Consider the following 892-nt stretch of genomic DNA (forward strand, 5'->3'; position numbering starts at 1 on the left):
AGACCTTCGTAAGTCGATGGACAATGATTTGGTGAAAGCGACGACGGCATACAAGAACCAAAAAATTACGTTCTTGGATGTAGATGCGTGGTACTTGGCTATGTCAGGCGTGACTGCGACAGAAAAAATGGTCAACGAGATCAAAAACACCGTCGATCTTTAAGCCCGGCTAGCAGAGGTTAACTTTGAAAAAGTTATTGCTAACCCTTGTGGTTTTAAGCACGGTTTCGTTGTTTGTTGGGGTGGCAGATATGACGCCCCAACAATTGTTTTCTGGTGATGCAAAAGCATTAGAGCTTTTCTTTACTAGCCGTATTCCTCGTTTGTTCGCGATTTTGCTTGCTGGGGCAGGGCTGAGTATCGCTGGCCTTGTGATGCAGCAGATCAGCCAAAACCGTTTTGCCGCGCCTTCGACCACGGGGACAATCGAGTGTGCCATGTTGGGCTACGTAATGAGCGTGGTGTTCTTTGGCGATGGTGATCATCTTTGGTTGGTGTTTGGTATCTCCGTGCTCGGAACGCTTACGTTTGTGCATTTCATCCAACGTATCCAATTCAAAAGTGTGGTGTTTGTACCGCTCGTCGGGATCATTTTCGGTAACGTTATTGAATCGATGACCACGTTCATCGCCTACAAGTACGATGCGCTCCAAAGCTTGAGTGCTTGGTCGGTCGCGAACTTCGCCAACATTTTGCGGGGGGATTTTGAACTGCTTTACATTGCGGTTCCGATGGTGATTCTAAGTTACTTGTTTGCCGCAAGAATCTCTGCGGTCGGTATTGGTAAAGACTTTGCCGTGAACTTGGGTTTGAACTATCAGCAAGTGGTTACGATTGGCGTGCTGTTGGTGTCCATAATGTCCGCAAGTGTGGTGATGATAGTTGGTCAGTT

Annotated in this window: 1 protein-coding gene and 1 pseudogene; both read left to right on the forward strand. The window is 47.3% G+C overall.

The features are described 5' to 3' along the window. Nucleotides 1-163 (forward strand): annotated as a pseudogene (locus tag R7Q46_RS25730) (siderophore ABC transporter substrate-binding protein); the annotation flags it as partial. Between the two features lie 22 nt (nt 164-185). Further along, the coding region (locus R7Q46_RS25735; protein ID WP_318078023.1) for an iron chelate uptake ABC transporter family permease subunit at nt 186-892 on the forward strand (707 nt) is incomplete at its 3' end.

It is taken from the genome of Vibrio sp. 811 (assembly GCF_033339195.1).